The organism is Psychroflexus torquis ATCC 700755 (genome assembly GCF_000153485.2).
GTDB classification, from domain to species: Bacteria; Bacteroidota; Bacteroidia; order Flavobacteriales; family Flavobacteriaceae; genus Psychroflexus; species Psychroflexus torquis.
Genome location: NC_018721.1, coordinates 3,508,660 through 3,531,886 on the forward strand (window position 1 = coordinate 3,508,660; position 23,227 = coordinate 3,531,886).

General features: G+C 35.5%; 14 protein-coding genes. 8 read left to right on the top strand and 6 right to left on the bottom strand.

Going from position 1 to position 23,227, the window contains the following annotated elements; translation table 11 throughout:
• Window positions 1-39: 39 nt before the first annotated feature.
• The gene (locus tag P700755_RS15160) at window positions 40-1,668 is read right to left on the bottom strand and encodes an acyl-CoA carboxylase subunit beta (protein WP_015025518.1); all 1,629 of its coding nucleotides are present in this window, start codon (window positions 1,666-1,668) and stop codon (window positions 40-42) included.
• Between the two features lie 290 nt (window positions 1,669-1,958).
• Here P700755_RS15160 and P700755_RS15165 point away from each other — a divergent pair, with 290 nt between their 5' ends.
• Window positions 1,959-6,878, top strand: a complete 4,920-nt coding sequence (locus tag P700755_RS15165) for a translocation/assembly module TamB domain-containing protein (RefSeq protein ID WP_245536059.1) — start codon at window positions 1,959-1,961, stop codon at window positions 6,876-6,878.
• Window positions 6,879-6,975: 97 nt separating this feature from the next.
• Window positions 6,976-9,252 (top strand): translocation and assembly module lipoprotein TamL, encoded by a 2,277-nt coding sequence (gene tamL, locus P700755_RS15170; protein WP_015025520.1) that lies wholly within the window; start codon window positions 6,976-6,978, stop codon window positions 9,250-9,252.
• A 10-nt stretch (window positions 9,253-9,262) separates the two neighbouring features.
• Here tamL and panB read toward each other — a convergent pair whose 3' ends face one another.
• Entirely contained in the window at window positions 9,263-10,081 is an 819-nt protein-coding gene (gene panB, locus P700755_RS15175) for a 3-methyl-2-oxobutanoate hydroxymethyltransferase (RefSeq protein WP_015025521.1), read from the bottom strand.
• Window positions 10,082-10,168: 87 nt separating this feature from the next.
• Between panB and P700755_RS15180 the strand changes: the two genes are divergently transcribed.
• From P700755_RS15180 to P700755_RS15190, 4 genes are all read left to right on the top strand, one after another.
• A complete protein-coding gene (locus P700755_RS15180; RefSeq protein ID WP_015025522.1) occupies window positions 10,169-11,341 on the top strand; it encodes a GlmU family protein in 1,173 nt (390 codons plus the stop codon).
• 96 nt (window positions 11,342-11,437) lie between these two features.
• Window positions 11,438-11,608 (top strand): hypothetical protein, encoded by a 171-nt coding sequence (locus P700755_RS20110; RefSeq protein ID WP_015025523.1) that lies wholly within the window; start codon window positions 11,438-11,440, stop codon window positions 11,606-11,608.
• Window positions 11,609-11,989: 381 nt separating this feature from the next.
• Window positions 11,990-13,819, top strand: a complete 1,830-nt coding sequence (gene rpsA / locus P700755_RS15185; RefSeq protein ID WP_015025525.1) for a 30S ribosomal protein S1 — start codon at window positions 11,990-11,992, stop codon at window positions 13,817-13,819.
• A gap of 130 nt (window positions 13,820-13,949) precedes the next feature.
• Window positions 13,950-14,789 (top strand): alpha/beta fold hydrolase, encoded by an 840-nt coding sequence (locus tag P700755_RS15190; protein ID WP_015025526.1) that lies wholly within the window; start codon window positions 13,950-13,952, stop codon window positions 14,787-14,789.
• 1,861 nt (window positions 14,790-16,650) lie between these two features.
• Here P700755_RS15190 and msrA read toward each other — a convergent pair.
• The 3 genes from msrA to P700755_RS15205 form a co-directional block, all read right to left on the bottom strand.
• A complete protein-coding gene (msrA, locus tag P700755_RS15195; RefSeq protein ID WP_041758898.1) occupies window positions 16,651-17,301 on the bottom strand; it encodes a peptide-methionine (S)-S-oxide reductase MsrA in 651 nt (216 codons plus the stop codon).
• Window positions 17,302-17,418: 117 nt separating this feature from the next.
• Window positions 17,419-18,201, bottom strand: a complete 783-nt coding sequence (locus P700755_RS15200) for a zinc ribbon domain-containing protein (RefSeq protein ID WP_015025528.1) — start codon at window positions 18,199-18,201, stop codon at window positions 17,419-17,421.
• A 2-nt stretch (window positions 18,202-18,203) separates the two neighbouring features.
• On the bottom strand, window positions 18,204-19,298 hold the full coding sequence (locus P700755_RS15205) for a Nif3-like dinuclear metal center hexameric protein (RefSeq protein ID WP_015025529.1): 1,095 nt from the start codon (window positions 19,296-19,298) through the stop codon (window positions 18,204-18,206).
• Between the two features lie 47 nt (window positions 19,299-19,345).
• Between P700755_RS15205 and lpxK the strand changes: the two genes are divergently transcribed.
• Both lpxK and P700755_RS15215 read left to right on the top strand, forming a co-directional pair.
• Entirely contained in the window at window positions 19,346-20,356 is a 1,011-nt protein-coding gene (gene lpxK / locus P700755_RS15210) for a tetraacyldisaccharide 4'-kinase (protein ID WP_041758900.1), read from the top strand.
• 88 nt (window positions 20,357-20,444) lie between these two features.
• The gene (locus P700755_RS15215; RefSeq protein ID WP_015025531.1) at window positions 20,445-20,711 is read left to right on the top strand and encodes a type B 50S ribosomal protein L31; all 267 of its coding nucleotides are present in this window, start codon (window positions 20,445-20,447) and stop codon (window positions 20,709-20,711) included.
• A 238-nt stretch (window positions 20,712-20,949) separates the two neighbouring features.
• Here P700755_RS15215 and P700755_RS15220 read toward each other — a convergent pair whose 3' ends face one another.
• Entirely contained in the window at window positions 20,950-23,178 is a 2,229-nt protein-coding gene (locus tag P700755_RS15220; protein WP_015025532.1) for an NADP-dependent isocitrate dehydrogenase, read from the bottom strand.
• Window positions 23,179-23,227 lie beyond the last annotated feature (49 nt).

The following is a 23,227-nucleotide window of genomic DNA, read 5'->3' on the forward strand; positions in this document are numbered from 1 at the left end:
ATAAGAGTAGCGCCTTTTTAAATTAAATTTTTAGAAGAATTAAGTTTGAATCACTCCTAAATTAAAATCTTTAGTAATAGGGGAGTGGTTGGCGATTTCTATTCCATTTGAAATCCACTTTCTAGTGTCTAAAGGTTCAATAACGGCATCTGTCCAAAGTCTTGCCGCAGCATAATATGGACTCGTTTGGGTATCGTAATCATTTTTAATTTTATCGTAAAGTTCCTTTTCTTTCTCTTCGGTAATTTCCTCTCCTTTAGCTTTTAGTCGAGAGGTCTCGATAGATAACAGGACTTTAGCGGCAGAGTTTCCACTCATAACAGCCAATTCTGCACTTGGCCAAGCAAAAATTAATCTTGGATCATAGGCTTTTCCACACATGGCATAATTTCCCGCACCATAAGAATTTCCGATGATGACTGTAAATTTTGGTACCACAGAATTACTGACTGCATTTACCATTTTGGCACCATCTTTTATAATTCCTCCATGTTCACTTTTGCTCCCTACCATAAATCCAGTGACATCTTGGACAAATACAAGGGGTATTTTTTTCTGATTACAATTGGCTATAAATCGTGTAGCCTTGTCAGCAGAATCGCTATAGATCACACCTCCAAATTGCATCTCCCCACTTTTAGTTTTTACTAGCTTCCTTTGGTTAGCAACAATACCCACAGCCCAGCCGTCAATTCTGGCATATCCTGTGATGATAGTTTGGCCGAAGCCAGCCTTATACTCATCGAATTCTGAATCGTCTACAAGACGTTCTATGATAGGCATCATATCGTATTGGTCACTTCTTTTAGCAGGAAGTAAACCATAGATTTCTTTGGGATCTAATTTTGGTTTTTTGGATGTTTTTCGGTTAAAACCAGCTTTATCGAAATCACCAATTTTATCAACTATTCTCTTGATCTTTGTAAGGGCATCCTTGTCATCTTTAGCTTTGTAATCGGTAACTCCACTAATTTCGCAATGTGTAGTTGCTCCACCTAAGGTTTCGTTATCAACACTTTCACCTATAGCTGCTTTTACAAGATAACTCCCGGCCAAGAAAATACTGCCTGTTTTATCTACAATCATCGCTTCATCGCTCATAATAGGTAAATACGCGCCGCCAGCAACACAGCTTCCCATCACCGCAGAGATTTGCGTGATTCCCATACTACTCATTACAGCATTGTTCCTAAAGATTCTTCCAAAATGCTCTTTGTCTGGAAAAATTTCATCCTGCATGGGTAGGTAAACTCCTGCGCTATCTACTAAATATATAATAGGAAGTCTATTTTCAATAGAGATTTCTTGAGCTCTCAAATTCTTTTTTCCTGTGATAGGAAACCAAGCGCCTGCTTTTACCGTTGCATCGTTGGCGACAACAATAACCTTTTTGTCCGACACTTTACCAATTTTAACGACAACGCCTCCACCGGGACAACCGCCATGATCTGCATACATTCCATCTCCTGCAAAGGCTCCTATTTCAATGGAGTCTTTAGCATCATCAAGAAGAAAATCTATCCGTTCTCTAGCAGTCATCTTTCCTTTACTGTGGTGCTTTTCTATCTTTTTCTCTCCACCACCCAAACTTACTTTCGCAAATCTGTTTCTTAAGTCAGAAACTAAAAGTTTATTATGATCTTCGTTTTTATTAAATTTTATATCCATGAATTAGGCAATATTGGTTGAACCGCTAAAATACAAAACCAATCTTATATTCCTTAATCGATTTCGCATACTCTGTTTAAAATATTATAGGTGAGTATAAATTAAGCTTTTAAGCTAAAATTAAATGCATTAAGCCACATAAAAATCAGTTGAAATTATAAATTTGGGAATTATTTTATACAGTGACTTCTAAACCGTCAAGTTCTAAACTCTTGCTCAAAAAGATTCTTCGAATTCTTTCTAGGATAGTACTCTCTATTTTTATACTCTTTATTCTACTTATTTTGTTTGTGAGAAGTCCTTGGGGACAAGACCTTATTATTGAGAAAGTAACCAAGTATGTCAGTGAGAAAATCGACACTAAATTTGAAATTGGTAAACTCTATCTTAGCTTCTCTGGAAACTTAACTATAGAAGAACTTCTTTTGGAAGATACCTCTCAAGATACTCTTATGTATTCAAGATATCTAGAAGCAGATGTTCCCCTTTACCCAATTGTCTTTGGTCACCAATTAAAAGTTGATCTAGTGGATTGGAAAGGCTTGAAAGCAAATGTGAGTCGAAAAGACTCCATCGGAGGCTTTAATTTTCAATTTATCATTGATGCTTTTGCGTCATCACCAGAAGAGAATCCTAAAAGTAATCAGGAGGAAGCCCCTTTAGATATTTCTTTAGGAGCAATTTTTTTCGAAGAGTTTCAATTGTCCTATCAGGATGAGGTGACAGGGATTGATACAGAGCTCACCTTAGGCAAATTTTTTTTAGAGAGTAAATCGATTGATCTGGAGGCGATGAAATTTCAGTTGTCTAAACTCAGGTTGGAGAATACAAGTATTACTTACCACCAATTTAAGCACTTCGAAAGTGAGAATACTGAAGAAGAGTCAGATTTGCCTTGGATTATTGTTGATGATTTAAGTATAAAGAAGCTCGATTTAAGGTATAATTCTAGTCCTGAAGATACCAAGGCTGACGTCTTTTTGGATGAATTTGCCTTCTCAAATTTAGATGCCAATTTAAACCTGCAAACGATTTTACTTCAAAATCTGGTGTTACATGATAGCCAGTTTGCTTTGGAGGTGAATTCAAACCCATCGGAATCTAAGGTTGAGCTTACTGAAACGCCCCCAAAACCCAATGAATTGTTTTTATGGCCAAAATGGACTGTGGAAGTTGGTGAAGTTGATGTCGTAAATAACAGTGTGAGCTTTCTTCAAAATGGAAAACAGCCCATTAAAGGCGAATTTTCTACAGAAGCTATTTCAATTAAAGATTTGAATTTCAATGCCGAATCTATTCTACTTTCTAAAGAAGAAGACCTCAGTTTTACTCTTAATAATTTTCAATTTAAGGAAGAAAGTGGAATTGAAATAAAGGAATTTAAAGTAAACGCAATCTTAAATTCAAAAGAAATCAGACTCAATGAGTTGAGATTTAAAGTCAATACAAGTTTAGTTTATGCGGACTTGAATTTGAATTACACTTCAATTCAAGCCTTAATTGACGATCCCTTGCAATCTACTTTTAATCTTGCAGTTTCCGATTTGCAATTAAATGTAGCAGATGCTTATGTGTTTTTACCAGAATTGAAATCCAATGCCCAAATCAACGCACTAGCCAGTCACAATTTCAAAGGAAATTTTAAAGTGAAGGGAAGTCCAAAGTCGATGGCTATTTCAACTTTTGACCTCAACTGGGGAAAGGATACGCGATTGAAGCTAGCGGGAACCTTAGAAAATGTAACGGATAGTAATCAATTGAGCTTCAATTTTGAAAGGTATACGGCACATTCTTCTCGAGCTGATATGTCTAAATTCATTTCAGCTAAAGACTTAGGAATTTCAATCCCAAACACTATTAAGGTAAAGGGAAGCTTAAAAAAAGAAGCTAAAGGTTTTTCTACAAACAGTGAATTGGAAATTCCAGAAGGAATTGTCAAACTCAATGGTAATTTCCAAAGTGAGCCCCTTTTAAAATATGATTTGGATTTAGAGGTCAGCTCTTTAAAGCTTGGTGAATTATTTAAAAATCCAGAAGTGGGCAATCTTTCATTAAGGTTATCTTCTAAAGGAGAAGGTGAATCTATCAACGATCTTTCTGCGGAGTTAACCTCTACTATTGATAGCCTCCGTTGGAACACATACACCTTTTCAGGATTACAAATCGAAGGGGCGCTTAAAAAGGGCAAAGGTGATGTGAAATTTGACTACAGTGATGAAAATCTACAAATGGAGTTGGTTTCGGAGTTAGAATTGGACTCCATTTCTTCAAAAGTTGATATTATCTTTGATTTAAAGGGGATAAGAACTCAAATTCTGGGGCTTACAGATAAAGATTTAAGAGCAAAAGTTTTAGCTAATTTAAAATTTGAAGGAAATTCTACGCAATTTGAATTTGATGCTCAATTGAAAGAGGGTCTAGTTGTTTATGACCAGAAGCCATATTATTTAGGGAAATTTGATTTTACATCTAAAGTGGATTCTACAAAAACGACTGCAGATATATCGAGTGAATTCTTAAATGGAAGTTTAGAGGCCAATGCAAGTGTAAATCGAATTTCAAAAGCATTGGGAAATCATTTTGAACGCTATGCTAAAGACTCCTTAGTAATGGAGACCCCGAAAACACCTGTAAAACTGAAACTTAACCTGTCTTTTATAGAATCCCCCATATTCTCTGATATATTTCTAGAAGGGATTCAGGAAATGGACACCCTAAGATCTAAAATTAATTTTAACGAGAGTAGCGAGAAATTATCTGTCAATCTGAATTTGCCCTATATCAATTATCAGGGGAATGAAATTCAAGGGCTTTTTTTTGATTTTAATTCTGAAGAAACTACCGCTGAATTTAATTTAGGCTTTGATCATATTCTTGCAGGTCCAATAGACATTCCTGCAACTGATATTTCAGGTCAATTTTTGAATAAAAAATTGAATGTAGACCTTAAGGCCTTTAAAGATGAAAAAGAATTTTTCAATTCTACAGTACATATCGATTTTGAAGAGAATGGCCTTTACCGTTTGTATGTGTCTCCAGAAAACCTGATATTAAATGGATCCTCATGGTCAATACTAGAAAATAATGAAATTGTTTATCAACCAAACCGTTTAAAAATAACTGATTTTAAGCTAAGTAGAGAGGCACAAGAAATTGTCATCGGTGATAATTTTGATGTGGAAAAAACCAATGTAGGTATCGATTTTAAAAATTTTAAATTGTCTAGTATTACCAGCTATTTTAATCCAGATGAATCTTTGGCTAGTGGGGAGTTGAGTGGCGATTTTATTATTATTGAACCATTTACATCTAAAGGCCTGCTTTCTAACTTAAAAATTGAAGACTTTAAGGTCATTCAAGTTCCGATAGGGAATTTCAATTTTAAGGCGCTAGCAAGGTCTAAAGAAGATTATGAGCTTAATGTCAGCTTAAAAGATGGTGGTATAGATTTTAATATGGACGGTTTTTATCATACTAATACTAAGGAGTCTAATGTTGACTTTGATGTCGTTCTCAATACACTCGAACTTAACAGTCTGGAACAATTTGCTCCAGACTATTTGAAAGACACAGAGGGGAAAGTTAAAGGAGAGTTCAAGATAAAGGGTAAACTAGATCATATAAATTATGCTGGTTTCTTAGCTTTTAAAGATGCTCAATTCAATCCCAAAGTACTAAATACTATATTCAAACTTAAAGATGAAAGAATTGATCTTAAGAAGGGTAAAGTGAGTTTATCCAACTTCACAGTTCTGGATGAAGATGGGAATAAATTTACAGTCAATGGCAATGTAGGCTTGGAAGAGTTCACAAATCCAAAGTTCAACTTGACTTTTGATACTAAGAATTTCCAAGTATTAAATTCTACTATAGAAGACAATAGTTTGTATTATGGGAAACTCATCCTTGACGCTTCTGCTAAGCTAAAAGGAGATTTGGAATTCCCTAAGATTGATTTAGATCTAAGGGTGAATGGAAAGTCGGATCTTACTTATAGTGTTCCAGAATCTCGTGCTAGTTTAGTAGAACGAGATGGTATAGTGATTTTTGTGAATAAAGAAAATCCAGATGATATTTTAACTCAGCAAAAGGAAAATGCTACAGATGTTGTTATTTCTGGAATTGAGTTAAATAGTATCATCAAAATACAGAAGAAATCTAAAGTGAAAGTCGTCATCAATAAAAGAACTGATGACAATATAAGTATAGAAGGCGGTGGTGATTTTAAATTTGATATTGCCAGAAATGGAAATATGAATCTAGTAGGAAAATATGAAGTTTCCAAAGGGAGCGTCGAACTTAACTTTTACAATGTTGTAAAGAGAAAATTTGAGATAGCTCCCTTAAGTTCTATCTCTTGGAGTGGGAATCCTTACAATGCGGATTTGAATTTAAGAGCTATTTACAATATCGAAACGTCTGCAAGTTCCCTAATGGCTTCACAAACTGCTGGAGAAAATGCAATCGTACAAAATCGATATAAACAACAATTTCCTTTTAGGGTTTATATGGATGTGGGAGGAGAATTGATGTCGCCAGCTTTATCTTTTCAACTAGACATGCCAGAGGAGAGTCAAGGCGCTATTAATGGATCTGTCTACGGTAAACTATCTCAAATCAACCAGCAAGACGATAAACTTAATAAACAGGTCTTCTCGTTATTGGTGCTTAATAAATTTTATCCAGAATCTGGGAGTGATGGAAGTCAAGGGGGTGCTGCATCCATGGCTAGAGATAATCTTAACCAAGCTTTGTCCGATCAACTCAATACCTTTTCTGATAAACTGATGGGTAATTCAGGTATAAATCTCAATTTTGATCTTACTAGTTATACAGATTATCAAGGCAGTGATGCCATGGGAAGAACCGACCTTGATGTTACAGCCCAAAAGAAATTATTGGATGATAGGCTAGTGGTGGAAGCGGGAAGCCAAATGAATGTTCAAGGTGATCAAAGGCCTGGGGAAAGTCAAGCTGTTCTGGGAAATGTAAGTGTGGAGTATTTATTGACACAAGATGGGCGATGGAAATTACGAGGCTTCAGAAGAAGCGAGTATGAAAATGTTATTGATGGTCAAGTCTTTGTAAGTGGTATTGCTCTCATTTTCACCAGAGAGTTTAATAAATTTAAAGTGCTTTGGGATAAAGCCTACAGGAAATCTTTAAAGGCAGAGTCTGTCAAAAGGAAAAGAGTAAAAAATAATAAATAAAGAATAATAAATAAAGAATAAAGAATAAAGAATAAAGAATAAAGAATAAAGAAGAAGAGGTTAAAGACCAAGACCCTAATAAACAGTAAAAATGACTATGCTTACAAAAAGATCAACACTATATCTATACTTTATTATTCTTGTCGTGTTGACGTCCTCATGTAGTCTTAATAAGTTTTTACCTCAAGATAAAATTTTGTTTACAGGAGCAGAGATAGAAGTCAATGCAGATGAGGTTAAGCAGATATCCGAATTAAAATCGAAGTTAAATTCAGCAATAAAGAGAAATGCTAACTCTACGTTTTTAGGGATGCGTCTAGGTCTTTATTATCATTTTAAAGCCCAAAAAGAAAACCCTGGTTTCATCAATAAATTTCTCGATAAACAGATAGGTGAGGATCCTTATTATTTTGAATCTATTGATATTGATACAGATGAAAATATTCTTGCTAATCGATTACAGAATAGTGGTTATTTTGGAAGTAAGGTGACTTCTTCTTTAGAAAGAGACTCTACAGATAGATCTATATCGGTGAAGTATAGTATTGATTTAGCTAAGCCTTACCGATTAAAGTCTTATACACTTCAAAAGACATTAGAAGATACACTTACTATTTACAAGGACATTCAATCCTCATTACAAAGTTCTATTATAAAAGAAAATGGTCTATTCGATTTGACTCAACTAAAGGCAGAGCGAGAACGTATAGATCAATATTTAAAGCAACGTGGGTATTATAATTTTAATTCAAATTTCTTAATTTTTGAAGCAGATACAAATCACTACGATCAACGAAAATTCGACTTATTTTTAAGGCTTAAAACTAAAGTTCCCAAAAAATCATTGGTTCCTTATAGTGTCGATGAGGTAAATATCCACCCCAATCGTTTATTGTCTAGTGAAACAGAGACAAGGGATACCACAAATTATATGGGTTATAATTTTATTCAGGACAGCGTCTTTTTTAAACCAAAGCGGCTAGAGCCTTATGTTTTGATTGAGCTAAATAAAGCTTACAATCCCGAAACTTCAAAATATACCAGTAGGCGATTATCCTCTTTACAGACCTATAAATTTGTAAATATCAATTATACAGAAAAAGATACGCTTGAAGATAATGAGGGGAACAGGCATCTAAAAGTAGATATCTACTTATCTCCTTTGAATAAGAGATCATTAAGGTTAGAATTACAAGCGGTCACAAAGTCTAATAATTTTTCTGGACCAAGCTTAAGTGTGGTGTACTCCAATAGAAATCTCTTTAAAGGAGGAGAACTATTACGATTATCTGCTAGTGGTGGATACGAGCAGCAATTTTTTGGTAGAACTGGTGATCAAGGATTAAGCAGTATCCAGCTAGGTCTAAATGCTTCAATTTTGTTTCCAAGATTAATTTTTCCGATAGATCTTAGTGAAAGTTTTGAATATGCTATTCCCAAAACCAAAGTCAGTTTTGGTCTGGATTATTTAAATAGGACTCAACTTTATACATTGAATTCTGTTTCCTCTTCCTTTGGCTACTTGTGGGAAGGCAACAGTTACGTCACCCACGAGTTCAGACCTCTTACTATTCAATATGTGAGCTTAGGGGAAACTTCTGCTGAATTTGATAAAATCTTAGATGAAAATCCATTTTTGAGACGAAGTTTTGATCAACAGTTTATTGCAGGTTTAACCTATAACTTCACTTACGACGAGATTGTAGACCAATCTAAAAGTGGAGGTCTTTATTTTGGAGCAAATTACGATATGGCAGGTAATGCTTTAAACCTTGTAGGATCTGAAAATGACCAAAGACAAAATACTTTCCTAGGTTTAGAATATGCGCACTACCTCAAGGCCGATATAGAATTCAGATACCATTTAAAGTTGGATAATAATCGTCAAAAATTGGTCGCTAGAATTTTTGGAGGAGTCGGTCAACCTCTAGGAACCACTGAGTCACTCCCTTTTGTAAAACAATATTTTTCTGGAGGTCCTTATAGTGTAAGAGCTTTTAGAATTCGCTCGTTAGGACCAGGAACCTATTCTCCAGAGGATGGATCTAACTCTTTTTTCGATCAATCTGGAGATATTAAATTGGAAGCCAATTTGGAATATAGGTTTCCTATAACTGAATTTCTTAACGGTGCCTTTTTTGCAGATGCAGGAAACGTATGGCTTATGCAGGAGAATGAAGCTATCCCAGGAGGAAGGTTTTCTTCAAGTTTTATGAATGAGTTGGGAGCTGGAATAGGCTTTGGGTTAAGAGTAGACATCCAAGGCTTTGTAATAAGGCTAGATTTAGCCTCTCCAATAAAAGAACCCTCTACATCTTGGAATTTTGAGTCTTCAAGCCCCGTTCTCAATTTTGCTATAGGATACCCTTTTTAAAAAACTAAAGTTAATACTGTTCCTGATCGCTAGGAAACTTTGCAGCCTTTACATCGCTGTTATACTGTTGGATAGCGTCTGTCATTACCGTATTTAAATCGGCATAGCGACGTAAGAATCGAGGGTTGAATTCTTTATTCATCCCCAGCATATCATGAAGAACGAGAACCTGGCCATCTACTCCAGCTCCAGCACCAATGCCTATAACAGGGACTTGAACACTTTTAGCAACTTCTTCAGCTAACTTGGCAGGAACTTTTTCAAGAACTATCGCAAAACAACCTATTTTTTCAAGCATTAAAGCATCTTCTTTTAGTTGTTGCGCCTCATATTCTTCTTTAGCTCTAACGGTATAAGCACCAAATTTATAAATAGATTGAGGTGTTAATCCAAGATGTCCCATCACAGGAACCCCAGCTTTTAAAATGCGTTTTATGGAATCTTTTATTTCACCACCTCCTTCCATCTTGACAGCATGGGCTCCACTTTCCTTCATAATTCTTATGGAGGAACGCAAAGCCTCTCTAGGATCACCTTGATAACTTCCAAAAGGAAGGTCTACGACTACCAAAGCTCTTTTAACTCCGCGAATTACTCCAGAAGCATGATAGATCATTTGGTCTAAGGTTATTGGTAAAGTAGTCTCATGACCAGCCATCACATTAGAAGCAGAATCACCCACCAAAATTACATCGATTCCTGCCTGATCCACAATTTGGGCCATGGTAAAATCATAAGAAGTCAACATAGAAATTTTCTCAGCATTCGCTTTCATTTCTATTAAGGACTTTACAGTAATTCTCTTATATTGTTTCTTGGCTACTGACATAATTTTCATTTTATTTGAACAGCTAAATTAGTTATTTTTAACCTCACGCTCAAACGATTTCTTAACTTGGTTTAAAACCTTTTACCTATGAATTATATTCTCTTTGACGATCATCTTCATCAACAGTTTTTACCCTTAACTTATACTAGACCAATATCAGAGCTTCGTTTGGGAATTCATACCCTTAAAGAAAAATGGGAACACCACTTAAAGGCCTCAACTTCTTATAAAACAGAAGCCTATTTGGCCTCAAAATACACTGAACATATAGAGGATGAAAACGTGTATATAAACTCTCGATATTTGCCTTCAGTTGCATTGTTAGCGGCTATTAAAAATCTTAAATTAGGTGAAGCTTTAAAGCACGAAGACATCGTTATAGCCTATTTATTGAAGAAAGAGGGGAGTATTGATCTGTCTACTTTTATAGGCGTCCAAGCCGATTTTGATGTAGATTGTATTCAAACTGTTACGGACCTGTTTTCAAAAAACCATGCTGCAATACACTCAGATTTCAAATTAGTGACTGAAGGGAGAACGTCACAGCCTATCCCGGATACGGTGACCTGCTTTAACAAAGAACAAATTTTTATAGAAGAAGGAGCAAAGCTTTACAATGGAACATTAAACGCAACCGAAGGTCCAATTTACATCGGTAAAAACGCAGAAGTAATGGAGAATTCAGCCATTAGAGGACCGTTTGCACTTTGTGAACATTCCACTATAAAAATGGGAGCAAAAATTTATACAGGAACTACTGTGGGTCCACATTCCAAAGTAGGAGGGGAGGTGAGTAATTCTATGATTCTAGGCTATTCTAACAAAGGCCATGATGGATTTTTGGGCAATTCTGTTATTGGTGAATGGTGCAACCTCGGCGCGGATACCAACACATCCAACCTCAAAAATAATTATACGACTATTAAATTATGGGATTACCAAAATTCTAGGTTTAAAGACACTGGACTTCAGTTTTGTGGATTGATTATGGGAGACCATTCTAAGTGTAGTATCAATATGATGTTTAATACAGGAACTTGTGTTGGCGTGAGTGCCAATATTTTTGGATCTGGATTTCCACGTAATTTTATACCTAGTTTTAGTTGGGGCGGAAGTCAGGGGACTATGACATATAAATTGGAGAAGGTGTTTGAAGTTGCAGAACTAGTGATGCAGAGACGCAGCATACAATTGTCTGAAGTAGATAAAGGTATACTAAAGCATATTTTTATGTCTACTAAAGTACATAGAAGAGATTAGTTTAGTTATTTTCTGGATAAATGAAGATTTTCTTAAACTGACAATTTGGGTATAGGATGGGTTTTACTATTGATGATAAGCACCGATCAATAGTAAATGAATAAAAAAATAAAATCATTTTTAAGATTAAAGTATTCTAAAATTTTAGTAGATGCTGTAAAGGATTTCACGTCTAATGAGTCTATGAATTTTGCAGCAGGAACAGCTTTTTATACCAATTTAGTTTTTAAATGTTATATCAAAAATTTGAATTATACTACGACGTAGCTCAGCGCAGGTTTTTTAATTAGTTGAGGAAAAAAATACAAGCAAAGCAGTAGTTGTGGTTCTATTTTATGACCATTAATAAGTGAAAAAAAAACTGATTTTACCGGGCATTATAGGTTTAACTTGGTATTCTGTAGCAGAACAAATAGGCAAAGGGGTATTGCTAAAGCTCAGGCTGTAAAAGTTAAAGAAATAGACGTTGAAGATTAATTTTTAAAATCTTTCCCTAAACTTTTGGTTATCAAAAAATTGCTGTATTTTTGCAAGCCTTTTCAGTGCAATACAGGAAACATTTAAAAGGTTGATTTTAAACAATTTAATCTCTTCTGCGAGTTTGCTTGAGTTTCTTGGACAAACAGAATACAAATTTTTAATCAGCATATGGCTGAAGATAAACAAACTAACGAGCAACAATCTGTTGCAGATTCAGATGAGCAAACCCAAAACGTAGCTCCTTCTGAACAACAAGAAAATCCAAAACAATTTCTTGAAGATTTCAATTGGCATAAATACGAAGAAGGTATTGATGAGGTTGATGACGAGCAATTGATGGAATTCGAAAAATTGGTTGAGGAAAACTTCGTAGACACTTTACACAATGAAGTTGTTGATGGAACAGTCGTCCACTTAACCGATCAAGATGCTATTATTGATATCAATGCAAAAAGTGAAGGTGTAATTTCTCTTAATGAGTTCCGTTACAATCCAGATCTTAAAATTGGTGACAAAGTAGATGTTCTTATCGATATTAAAGAAGATGCAGAAGGTCAACTTATTCTGTCTCACAGAAAAGCGAGAGTTATTCGTGCTTGGGAGCGTGTTAATAAAGCTCAAGAAGACGGTACTATCGTAAATGGTTTAGTCAAATGTAGAACTAAAGGTGGAATGATTGTCGATGTTTTTGGCATCGAAGCTTTTTTACCAGGTTCTCAAATTGATGTTAAGCCTATTCGTGATTATGACGCTTATGTAGGAAAGAGCATGGAATTCAAGGTGGTTAAGATTAACCATGAATTCAAAAATGTTGTTGTTTCTCACAAAGCGCTTATCGAAGCGGATATTGAAGAGCAGAAGAAAGAAATCATCGGTCAATTAGAAAAAGGACAAGTACTAGAAGGTGTTGTGAAAAACATCACTTCTTATGGAGTCTTTGTTGATCTTGGTGGTGTTGATGGATTGGTCCACATTACAGACTTATCATGGTCTAGAATTAATCATCCAAACGAGGTGGTTGAACTTGATCAAAAATTAAACGTTGTTATTCTTGATTTTGATGAAGATAAAACAAGAATTCAATTAGGTTTAAAACAATTACACAAACATCCATGGGATGCCCTTGATGAAGGTCTGAAAATAGGTGATGTTGTAAATGGAACTGTAACTGTAATCGCAGATTATGGTGCATTTATCGAAGTTGAAGAAGGTGTTGAAGGTTTAATCCACGTTTCAGAAATGTCTTGGAGTACTCACTTAAGATCAGCTCAAGATTTCGTTAAAGTTGGTGACAAAGTAGAAGCTAAAATCCTTACTCTAGATAGAGAAGACAGAAAAATGTCATTGGGTATCAAGCAACTAACGCCAGATCCATGGACAGATATTACTACTAAATATCCTGTAGGTTCTAAGCATGTTGGACAAGTAAGAAACTTCACAAACTTTGGAGTTTTTGTTGAACTTGAAGAAGGAATTGATGGGTTAATTTATATTTCTGACTTGTCTTGGACTAAGAAAATTAAGCATCCATCAGAATTCTGTAAAGTTGGAGATCAACTTAATGTTGTTGTCTTAGAATTAGATGTTGATGGACGTAAATTGAGTTTAGGACATAAACAAACCGAAACTAATCCTTGGGATAAATATTCTGATGAGTTTGCAGTAGGGTCTAAACATACAGCATCTGTTACAGATCTTGTAGATAAAGGGGCTACAGTAGATTTTAACGAAGATGTGACCGCATTTGTACCGCAACGTTACCTCGAGAAAGAAGATGGAACGAAACTGGCCAAAGGCGAAGCTGCAGAATTTATCGTAATTGAATTCAATAAAGAATTCAAACGTGTTGTAGCATCCCATACATCAGTCTTTAAGGAAGAAGAAGCTCAGATTGTGAAGAAGGCTGCTAAGAAGTCTGAAGATGAATCTAAGAAAACTACTTTCGGAGATGCTAATGCTGAATTACAAGCATTAAAAGATAGAATGGAAAACAAATAGTTTTAAGTTTGTTACATACTTAATTAAGCCTGCTCTTTTCGAGCAGGCTTTTTTTTTTGCTTAGGGTTAAATTTTTTTAAATTTAAATCTAACTTTTACCATTTTCTTTATATTACATAAAAACAGAATTATGTCCGATTTAAACACATCATCTTTAGAAAAGTCAATGGCAATTAAACTATCCTACAGCGATTATGGCAAAGGGCAGCCTGTTATCCTTATCCATGGTTGGCCATTAAACCAAAAGATGTGGGAATACCAGGTTGAAGCTCTAGTCCATTCTGGCTATAGAGTCATAACTTACGATCGAAGAGGCTTTGGCGAGAGCTCTAAGCCTTGGGAGAAGTACGATTATGATTCTCTTGCTAAAGACTTAAAGGATTTGATAGAAACGCTTAAACTTAAAGACAGTATACTCGTCGGGTTTTCTATGGGTGGAGGAGAAGTTGCCAGGTATATTGGTAATTATGGCACTTCATCTATCGCCAAAGCTATCCTTGTTTCTTCTGTAACACCATTTATGATGGATACTGAAGATAATAAAGGTGTCGATAGCTCTGTCTTTGAAGGAATGAAAGAAGGAATATCTAAAGATAGACCTCAATTCTTTAAAGATTTTGGTAAAAATTTCTATAATTACGAAACCTTTAAAGGGGATAGAATAAGCGAAGCAATGCTGGATTTTACTTGGAATTTAGCTATGCAAGGTTCACGAAAAGCTACTTTGGATTGCGTAGATAGTTTTGGTAAAACAGATTTTAGAGAAGATTGTAAGAAATTTGATGTGCCCACCTTAATTGTTCATGGAGATGCAGATCAAATAGTTCCTATCGAAGTTTCTGCTAAAAAAGCTAAAAGTCTGATTTTTAATGCTCAGCTAAAGGTTATAAAAGAAGCACCACATGGACTTGTAATTACTCATCATTCTGAGTTCAATTCAATTCTGCTCAATTTTCTTAAAGGAGAGTAAATTTAATTTGGTATCACAAAAAGATCGATAAAATGCCGCACTATTAGCGGCATTTTTTATGAATTAAAATTTGAAATTTAACTTCAGACTTAGGTTTTACCAACTCATGTAAAAACATAAAGATTCCTCGTCGAAGCAAAAAGGCTTCTCTGTCGGAGTGACAAAACGCTGCCTGCCGTTCTGAAGGAGCTTTTCGCAACTGAAGAATCTCCCTTTATCGAAAACACAAAGATTCCTCGTCGAAGCAAAAAAGCTTCTCTGTCGGAATGATAAAAAGATTCCTCTTCGAAGCAAAAATAGCATCTCTGTCGGAATGACAACATGCTGTCTGTCATTCTGAAGGAGCTTTTGGCGACTGAAGAATCTCACTTTATCGAAAGCATAAAGATTCCTCGTCGAAGCAAAGGGGCTTCTCTGTCGGAATGACAAATAGATTCCTCGTCAAAGCAAAAGAGCTTCTCTGTCGGAATGACAAAACGCTGCATGTCATTCTGAAGGAGCTTTTGGCGACTGAAGAATCTCTCTATCGAAAATGCAAAGATTCCTCGTCGAAGCAAAAAACTTCTCTGTCGGAATGACAAGGAGATTCCTCGTCGAAGTAAAAGGGGCTTCTCTGTCGGAATGACATCGCGCTGCCTGTCATTCTGAATGAGCTTTTGGCGACTGAAGAATCTCTTCCTGTCGAAAACACAAAGATTCCTCGTCGAAGCAAAAATGCTTCTCTGTCGGAATGACAAGGAGATTCCTCGTCGAAGCAAAAGGGGCTTCTCTGTCGGAATGACAACACGCTGCTTGTCATTCTGAATGAGCTTTTGGCGACTGAAGAATCTCATTCTATCAAAAACAAAAAGATTCCTCGTCGAAGCAAAAAACTTCTCTGTCGGAATGACAAGGAGATTCCTCGTCGAAGCAAAAAAGCTTCTCTGTCGGAATGAGAACACGCTACCTGTCATTCTGAAGAAGCTTTTTGCGACTGAAGAATCTTTCTCTTTCGAAAACACAAATGTTTCTTGTCGGAATGACAACACGTAACTTGTCATTCTGAAGGAGCTTTTCGCGACTGAAGAATCTCTTTTTATCGAAAACACAAAGATTCCTCGTCGAAGCAAAATGGGCTTCTCTGTCGGAATGACAAGGAGATTCCTCGTCGAAGCAAAAGGGCTTCTCTGTCAGAATGACAAAACGCTGCATGTCATTCTGAAGGAGCTTTTGGCGACTGAAGAATCTTTCTCCATCGAAAACACAAAGATTCCTCGTCGAAGCAAAAAGGCTTCTCTGTCGGAATGACAAGGAGATTCCTCGTCGAAGTAAAAGGGGCTTCTCTGTCGGAATGACAAGGAGATTCCTCGTCGAAGCAAAAAGAGCTTCTCAGTCGAAATGACAAATAGATTCCTCGTCGAAGCAAAAAGAGCTTCTCTGTCGGAATGACAAGGAGATTCCTCGTCGAAGCAAAAAGGCTTCTCTGTCGGAATGACAAGGAGATTCCTCGTCGAAGAAAAAAGGCTTCTCTGTCGGAATGACAAGGAGATTCCTCGTCGAAGTAAAAGGGGCTTCTCTGTCGGAATGACAAGGAGATTCCTTGTCGAAGCAAAAAAAAGCTTCACTGTCGGAATGACAAAACGCAGCTGTCATTCTGAAGAAGGCTTTTGACGACTGAAGAATCTTTCTTTATCGAAAATATAAATGTTTCTTGTCGGAATGACAAATAGATTCCTTGTCGAAGCAAAAAAGCTTCTCTGTCGGAATGACAAGGAGATTCCTCGTCGAAGCAAAAGGGCTTCTCTTTCGGAATGACAAAGAGATTCTTTGTCGAAGCAAAAAGAGCTTCTCTGTCGGAATGACAAAGAAATCACTTGTTTTTTTAGCGCTCAGATTTAGGTTTTAGCAACTCCGGAAATCTAACTTTGAAATTAGTATACCTCGGTACGGATACATTCCTTATATAAGGGTTATTAGGATTGTTTATTTTATAATCTTGATGGTATTTTTCTCCCATCCAAAATTTTTCAAAAGCCATAACCTCAGCGGCTATTGGTTTGTTATATTCTTTGGAAAGAGATTCGATTTTAGTGTCGATAATCGCTTTTTGATCCTCGTTTTTATAGAAAATAATAGAACGGTATTGCGATCCAATGTCAGGGCCTTGTCCATTTTGCTGTGTCACATTTTGAGATCCAAAATACACATCTACAAGAGTTTTAAAGGATACCATTTTTGGATCATAAATAACTTCTATAGCTTCAGCATGACCAGTTCTACCTGTATTGCTAGACTCGTAGGTTGGGTTTTTAGTATTCCCTCCAGAATATCCAGAAAACACCTCCTCTACACCATTTACGCTCTCATAAATGGTTTCTACACACCAAAAGCAACCACTTGCAAAGTAAGCTCTATCAAAAGTATCATCAGAAAAACTTTCTGAAGTCAGTTTACTTGTCGTTTGAGAATTCTGAGCTTTTCCACAGCTCACAAATAGAATGGAAAGAAGAATTAAACTATAAAATGATTTCATTTTTTTTGATTCAAAAATAGGGTTTATAACTAGGATTGTTTTTAAGGTCTCGTTAAATTTTGACATAAAAAAAGCCCAAGATATACTTGGGCTTTTTGATATAAGGTAAGTTTTAAATTACGACAATTTTGTAAACATCTTTTGCATTTTCTCCTCTTCTTCTCTAGCCAATTCCTGATCTACAAGAATTCTTCCACTGTGTTCATCGATAATTACTTTACGTCTAGCAGCAATTTCAACTTGAACTTGTGGTGGGATGGTAAAGAAAGAACCACCAGAGGCCCCTCTTTGTATGGTCACAACGGCCATACCGTTTTTGACATTTTTTCGAATTCTAGTATAGGCTTTTACCAAGCGCTCTTCGATGTCTTTCTTAAACTTATCTGATTTTAATGCAAGAGCATCTTCTTCTTTTTCAGTTTCCTTTAAGATATTGTCTAACTCAGATTTTTTGTGGTCTAAGTGATTTTGTCTTTCTGATAATTTTTCTTTAGCGTCTTGAATCACAACTGTTTTATGTTCTATTTGAGCATAAAATTCTTTGATGTGTTTTTGAGCCAATTCAATTTCTAATTCTTGAAATTCAACTTCTTTAGTCAATGCATCAAACTCCCGGTTGTTTCTTACGTTGTCCTGCTGTCCTTTGTATTTTTTGATCATAGCTTCAGCTTCTACGATGGACAGTTTTCTATCTTTTATTTTTTCTTCTGTAATCTCAAGATCAGATTCTAACTTTTCAATCCTTTTTGTAAGTCCAGCAACTTCATCTTCCAAATCTTCAACTTCAAGAGGTAATTCTCCTCGCATATTTCTAATCTCGTCAATACGTGAGTCTATTAACTGTAAATCATATAAAGCTCTCAATTTCTGCTCTACTGTAACCTCTTTTTTCTTAGCCATAATCAAAAATATTGAATCGGGTTGGTATTATTATTTGATAAAACGAGTGCAAAATTAAGAAATTTTTCCGTAAGATAAGCATGTATTAATTCTTTTGTAAACTGCTCGCTTTCATAATGCCCAATATCTGCTAAAATGATGCTATTTTCAGCTTTGTAGAAGTCATGATATTTTAAATCTGCGGTGATGTAAAGGTCTGCTTTCGCCGCTTTAGCTTGATCAATAGCAAAAGCTCCGCTGCCCCCTAAAACCGCAACGCGTTTTATGTCTTTAGAAATGAACTGGGAATGACGTATGCTTGTGGTCTTGAATACAGACTTCACATGCCTTAGAGCTTCCTCGGCAGTTTTAGCTATTTCAAATTCGCCTATCATACCTATCCCTCTCTGTTGATCTACGTTTTCTAAAGTTTCAATTTCATGGGCGACTTCTTCATAAGGATGACTCTTAAAAAGAGCTTTTAAGAGAGAAGATTCAAGATGAGATGAAAACATCATATTAATTTGGACTTCTTCTTCAAATTGTGTGACTCCAGGTGTTCCAATTGTCGGGTTGGAATCTTCATTTCCATTAAAAGTACCAGTCCCGTTTATATTAAAACTGCAGTAATTGTAATTTCCTATATTACCTCCGCCAGCGTCAAATAAGGCATGTCTTACGACTTCTGCATTTGCTTTTGGGACATAGGTGGTAAGCTTTTTGATTGTTTTGGATTTTGGAATTAAGATCGAAGTGTTTATCAATCCAAGTTTTTCACACATCATGCCATTCACCCCGTTATAAACATTGTCTAAAGCGGTATGCATGGCATATATAGCGATATCATTTTTTATAGCTTTGTGGACTACACGCTCTACATAGTTTTTACGGTTCAATTTCTTTAAGCCAGAAAAAATAATAGGATGAAAACTAATAATCAAGTTGCATTTTTTTTCAATAGCTTCATCAACTATAGTTTCAAGCGTGTCTAGAGTGACTAAAACACCGGTCACCACTGTAGTGAACTCTCCTATAAGTAGGCCTGTATTATCAAAATCTTCAGCATAGTAAGAAGGGGCTAGTTCTTCTATAGCATTCGTAAAATCTTTTACAATCATATGAAATTTATTTAATGTCTAAATTTAAAAATTATAATTTTGCAATCATGAAATACTTTAGATATTTCCTTTTTCCATTATCTGTCCTTTACGGCTGTATTTTATCTGTTCGTAATTTTTTATTTAATTATAGTTTTTTAAAGTCGAAGTCTTATTCGGTTCCTGTTATCTGCGTGGGAAACCTAAATACAGGAGGCACAGGGAAAACGCCAATGATTGAGCTCTTGGTAAGGATCTTAGGTGAAGATTATAGCTTAGCAACCTTAAGTCGAGGGTATAAGAGGACTACTAAGGGATTTATAGAGGTTAACGCTAATCATTCTTCATTGGACGTTGGTGACGAGCCTTTGCAATTTAAAAAAAACTTTCCAGACTTAAAGGTTGCCGTTGATGGTGATCGGCAGAGAGGAATTTCCAATTTGCTAAGCGTTTACCCAAGCCTGGATATGATTCTTCTGGATGATGCTTTTCAACATAGAAAAGTCAAACCAGACTTTTCTATACTCCTCACCACTTATAAGGATCTTTACGTGAGAGATTTTGTACTTCCCACAGGAAATTTAAGAGAGTTTCAAACGGGTGCAAAACGAGCGGACATGATCATAGTCACCAAGTGTCCAAAGGATTTAAGTAAAACAGAGCAAAAAGATATTGCTTTGCAATTGAGGCCTAAGCCTTATCAAAAGTTGTTATTCTCTTCGATTTTCTATTCTGAATTTGTAACGAATACACTTCAAAAAATAGATGTCAATAGTTTTAATAATTTCACCCTTGTTACCGGTATTGCTAATCCAAGCCCTTTAGTTCGTCATTTAAAAGCTTTGGATAAAGAGTTTAGCCATGAAAAATCCCCAGACCATCATGAATTTTCTGCTGCGGAAATACAAAGACTTCAAAAGTTACCTTTACTATTGACAACCCAAAAAGACTATATGAGGTTAAAAACGGAGTTCTCACCTGAGAAATTATTCTATCTACCAATTGAATCTCGTATCCTAGATGATCCAGATTCACTGAAATTAAATATAGAAAAGCAACTCTTTGAAAATTTGGAATAGATAGTTACAAACATTTCGAATATTTGCTTGTTTAATAGATTCTTTTATTTAAATTTGCAATCTGAATTAATTTAGTAAAGACGATACGATGAGAAAAGGAATACATCCAGAAAATTATAGATTAGTAGCGTTTAAAGATATGTCCAATGATGATGTGTTTTTAACAAAATCCACAGCTCAAACTAAAGAAACTCTTGAAGTTGATGGGGAAGAATATCCTCTTATAAAACTTGAAATTTCAAGGTCATCACACCCCTTCTATACTGGCAAAACAAAACTTGTTGATAGTGCGGGTCGTATTGATAAGTTTAAAAGCAAATACAAGAAGTTCAAAAAAGAAGATAAAAAGGCGTAGCTCTTTTTTAGTATATAATAAAAACTTTCAATGCAAATTGGAGGTTTTTTTTGTTTTTAAATTCTAATGACAATGAAGTAAAAAAAAAGCCTCAAGAATTTATTTCTTGAGGCTTTTTTTAATAAATCACACCAAATTAAATTTATAATGTCATGTGAATAAATTGATGAAAATCAGACATAAAAACGATTTATTGCAACATTATAGGTTTAACTTGATGTTAAAAGTTCCAATTCAATTATTTAGTATCAATAATTGAATTTAATGTCGAACTTGGTCTCATTTGTTTGGCGACTAAATCTTCATCTGGAAAGTAATATCCGTTGATATCGTTTTTCTGACCTTGAGCTTTTAGTAACTCATCATTGATTTTAGATTCGTTTTCCTCCAAGAAATTAGCCACCTTTTCAAATTCAGATTTCAAATCTGCATCATCACTTTGATCAGCAAGCTCTTTTGCCCAGTATAAAGCTAAATAGAAATGTGTTCCTCTATTGTCTATTTCATTGACTTTTCGAGAGGGAGATTTATCATTTTTCAAGTATTGACTATTTGCTTTATTCAATGTTTTGGCAATAACTTTTGCCTTTGCATTATTGGTTCTGTCTGCAATATCTTCAATAGAGACTGCAAGAGCTAAAAATTCTCCTAAAGAGTCCCATCTTAAATGGCCTTCTTTTAAAAATTGTTGGACATGTTTTGGGGCAGATCCACCAGCGCCAGTTTCATACAATCCTCCACCAGCAAGTAATGGAACAATAGAAAGCATCTTTGCACTTGTGCCCAATTCTAGAATAGGGAAGAGATCTGTTAGGTAATCTCTAAGAACGTTACCCGTTACAGAGATAGTGTCTTTACAATCTTTTACTCTCTCTAGCGTGTATTGCATCGCTTCTTCTGGACTCATGATTTGCACATCCAAACCAGTTAAATCAAGGTCTTTTAAATACGTATTAACCTTAGTGATAAGATTTGCATCATGAGCTCTATTTTCATCCAACCAAAAAACAGCAGGATTCCCTGTTTTTTTAGCTCTTTTAACTGCTAAGCCTACCCAATCTTTAATAGGTAGATCTTTGGTTTGACACATTCTCCAAATGTCACCTTCTTTAACATCATGAGTCGTTAAAGCTTTATGGTTACGGTCTAAAACCTCTACACGTCCCTCTTTAGGTATGATAAACGTTTTGTCATGAGATCCATATTCTTCCGCCTTTTTGGCCATTAATCCAACATTGGAAACATTACCCATGGTAGTCACATCAAAAGCTCCATGTTTTTGACAGAAATCAATCACTTGTTGATATATTCCAGCATAGCTTCTGTCTGGTATAACAGCTTTCATGTCTTGAGTTTGATCATGCTTATTCCACATCTTACCCCCAGCTTTTATAGCGGCGGGCATAGAAGCATCAATAATAACATTACTTGGGACATGCAAGTTGGTGATACCTTTTGAAGAGTCTACCATCGCTAAATCCGCTTTACTAGCATATACGTCTTCAAGCTCTTTGATAATGGTTTTAGCTTTTTCTTCTGGAAGTTTAGAGATTTTAGTATAAACATCTCCCAACCCATTGGTGGGGTCTACACCAATTTGATCAAATTCTGATTTGTATTTATCGAAAATTTCTTTAAAATAAACGGTTACAGCATGACCAAAAATTACAGGATCTGAAACTTTCATCATGGTTGCTTTCAAGTGTACAGAAAACAAAACATCCTTTTCTTTGGCGTCCTTAATTTCTTCATCCAGAAATTCACGAAGGGCCTTTTTACTCATGACAGAAGAATCTATAACTTCTTTATCCTCAAGTTTTGTGCTGTCCTTCAAGACAGTTTGGTTGCCATTAGCATCTGTATGAACAATTTTCACATCATCTTCTGAGGTAAGAACAACAGACTTTTCACTTCCATAAAAATCTCCATCTTTCATTGTTGAAACATGGGTTTTAGACTCTTTGCTCCATTCATTCAATTTATGAGGATGATCTTGAGCATACTCCTTTACTGGACCAGCCACTCTTCTGTCTGAATTACCTTCCCTTAAGATAGGATTGACAGCACTTCCCAAGACTTTTGCAAATCTATTTTTTACATCTTTTTCCTTGTCGTTTTGTGGATCTTCAGGATAGCTAGGAATTTTATAGCCTTTGTCTTGTAGTTCTTTAATAGCTTCGGTTAGTTGTGGAACAGAAGCGCTTATGTTTGGAAGCTTAATGATGTTTGCTTCTGGAGTTTTGGCCAACTTTCCAAGATAAGTTAAGCTATCATCAACTTTTTGCTCTTCAGTTAAGTAATCACTGAAACTAGTCAAAATTCTTGCTGCCAGAGAGATGTCCTTGGACAGTATATTTATACCGGCGCTTTCTGTAAATCGCCTTATAATTGGTAAAAAAGAGTAGGTGGCTAGAGCTGGTGCTTCATCTGTTTTTGTATAGATGATTTTTGTACTATATTCTTCCATGAATTATAATTTATATTTAGAAATTGTTTAACCCTCAAATATAAAGATT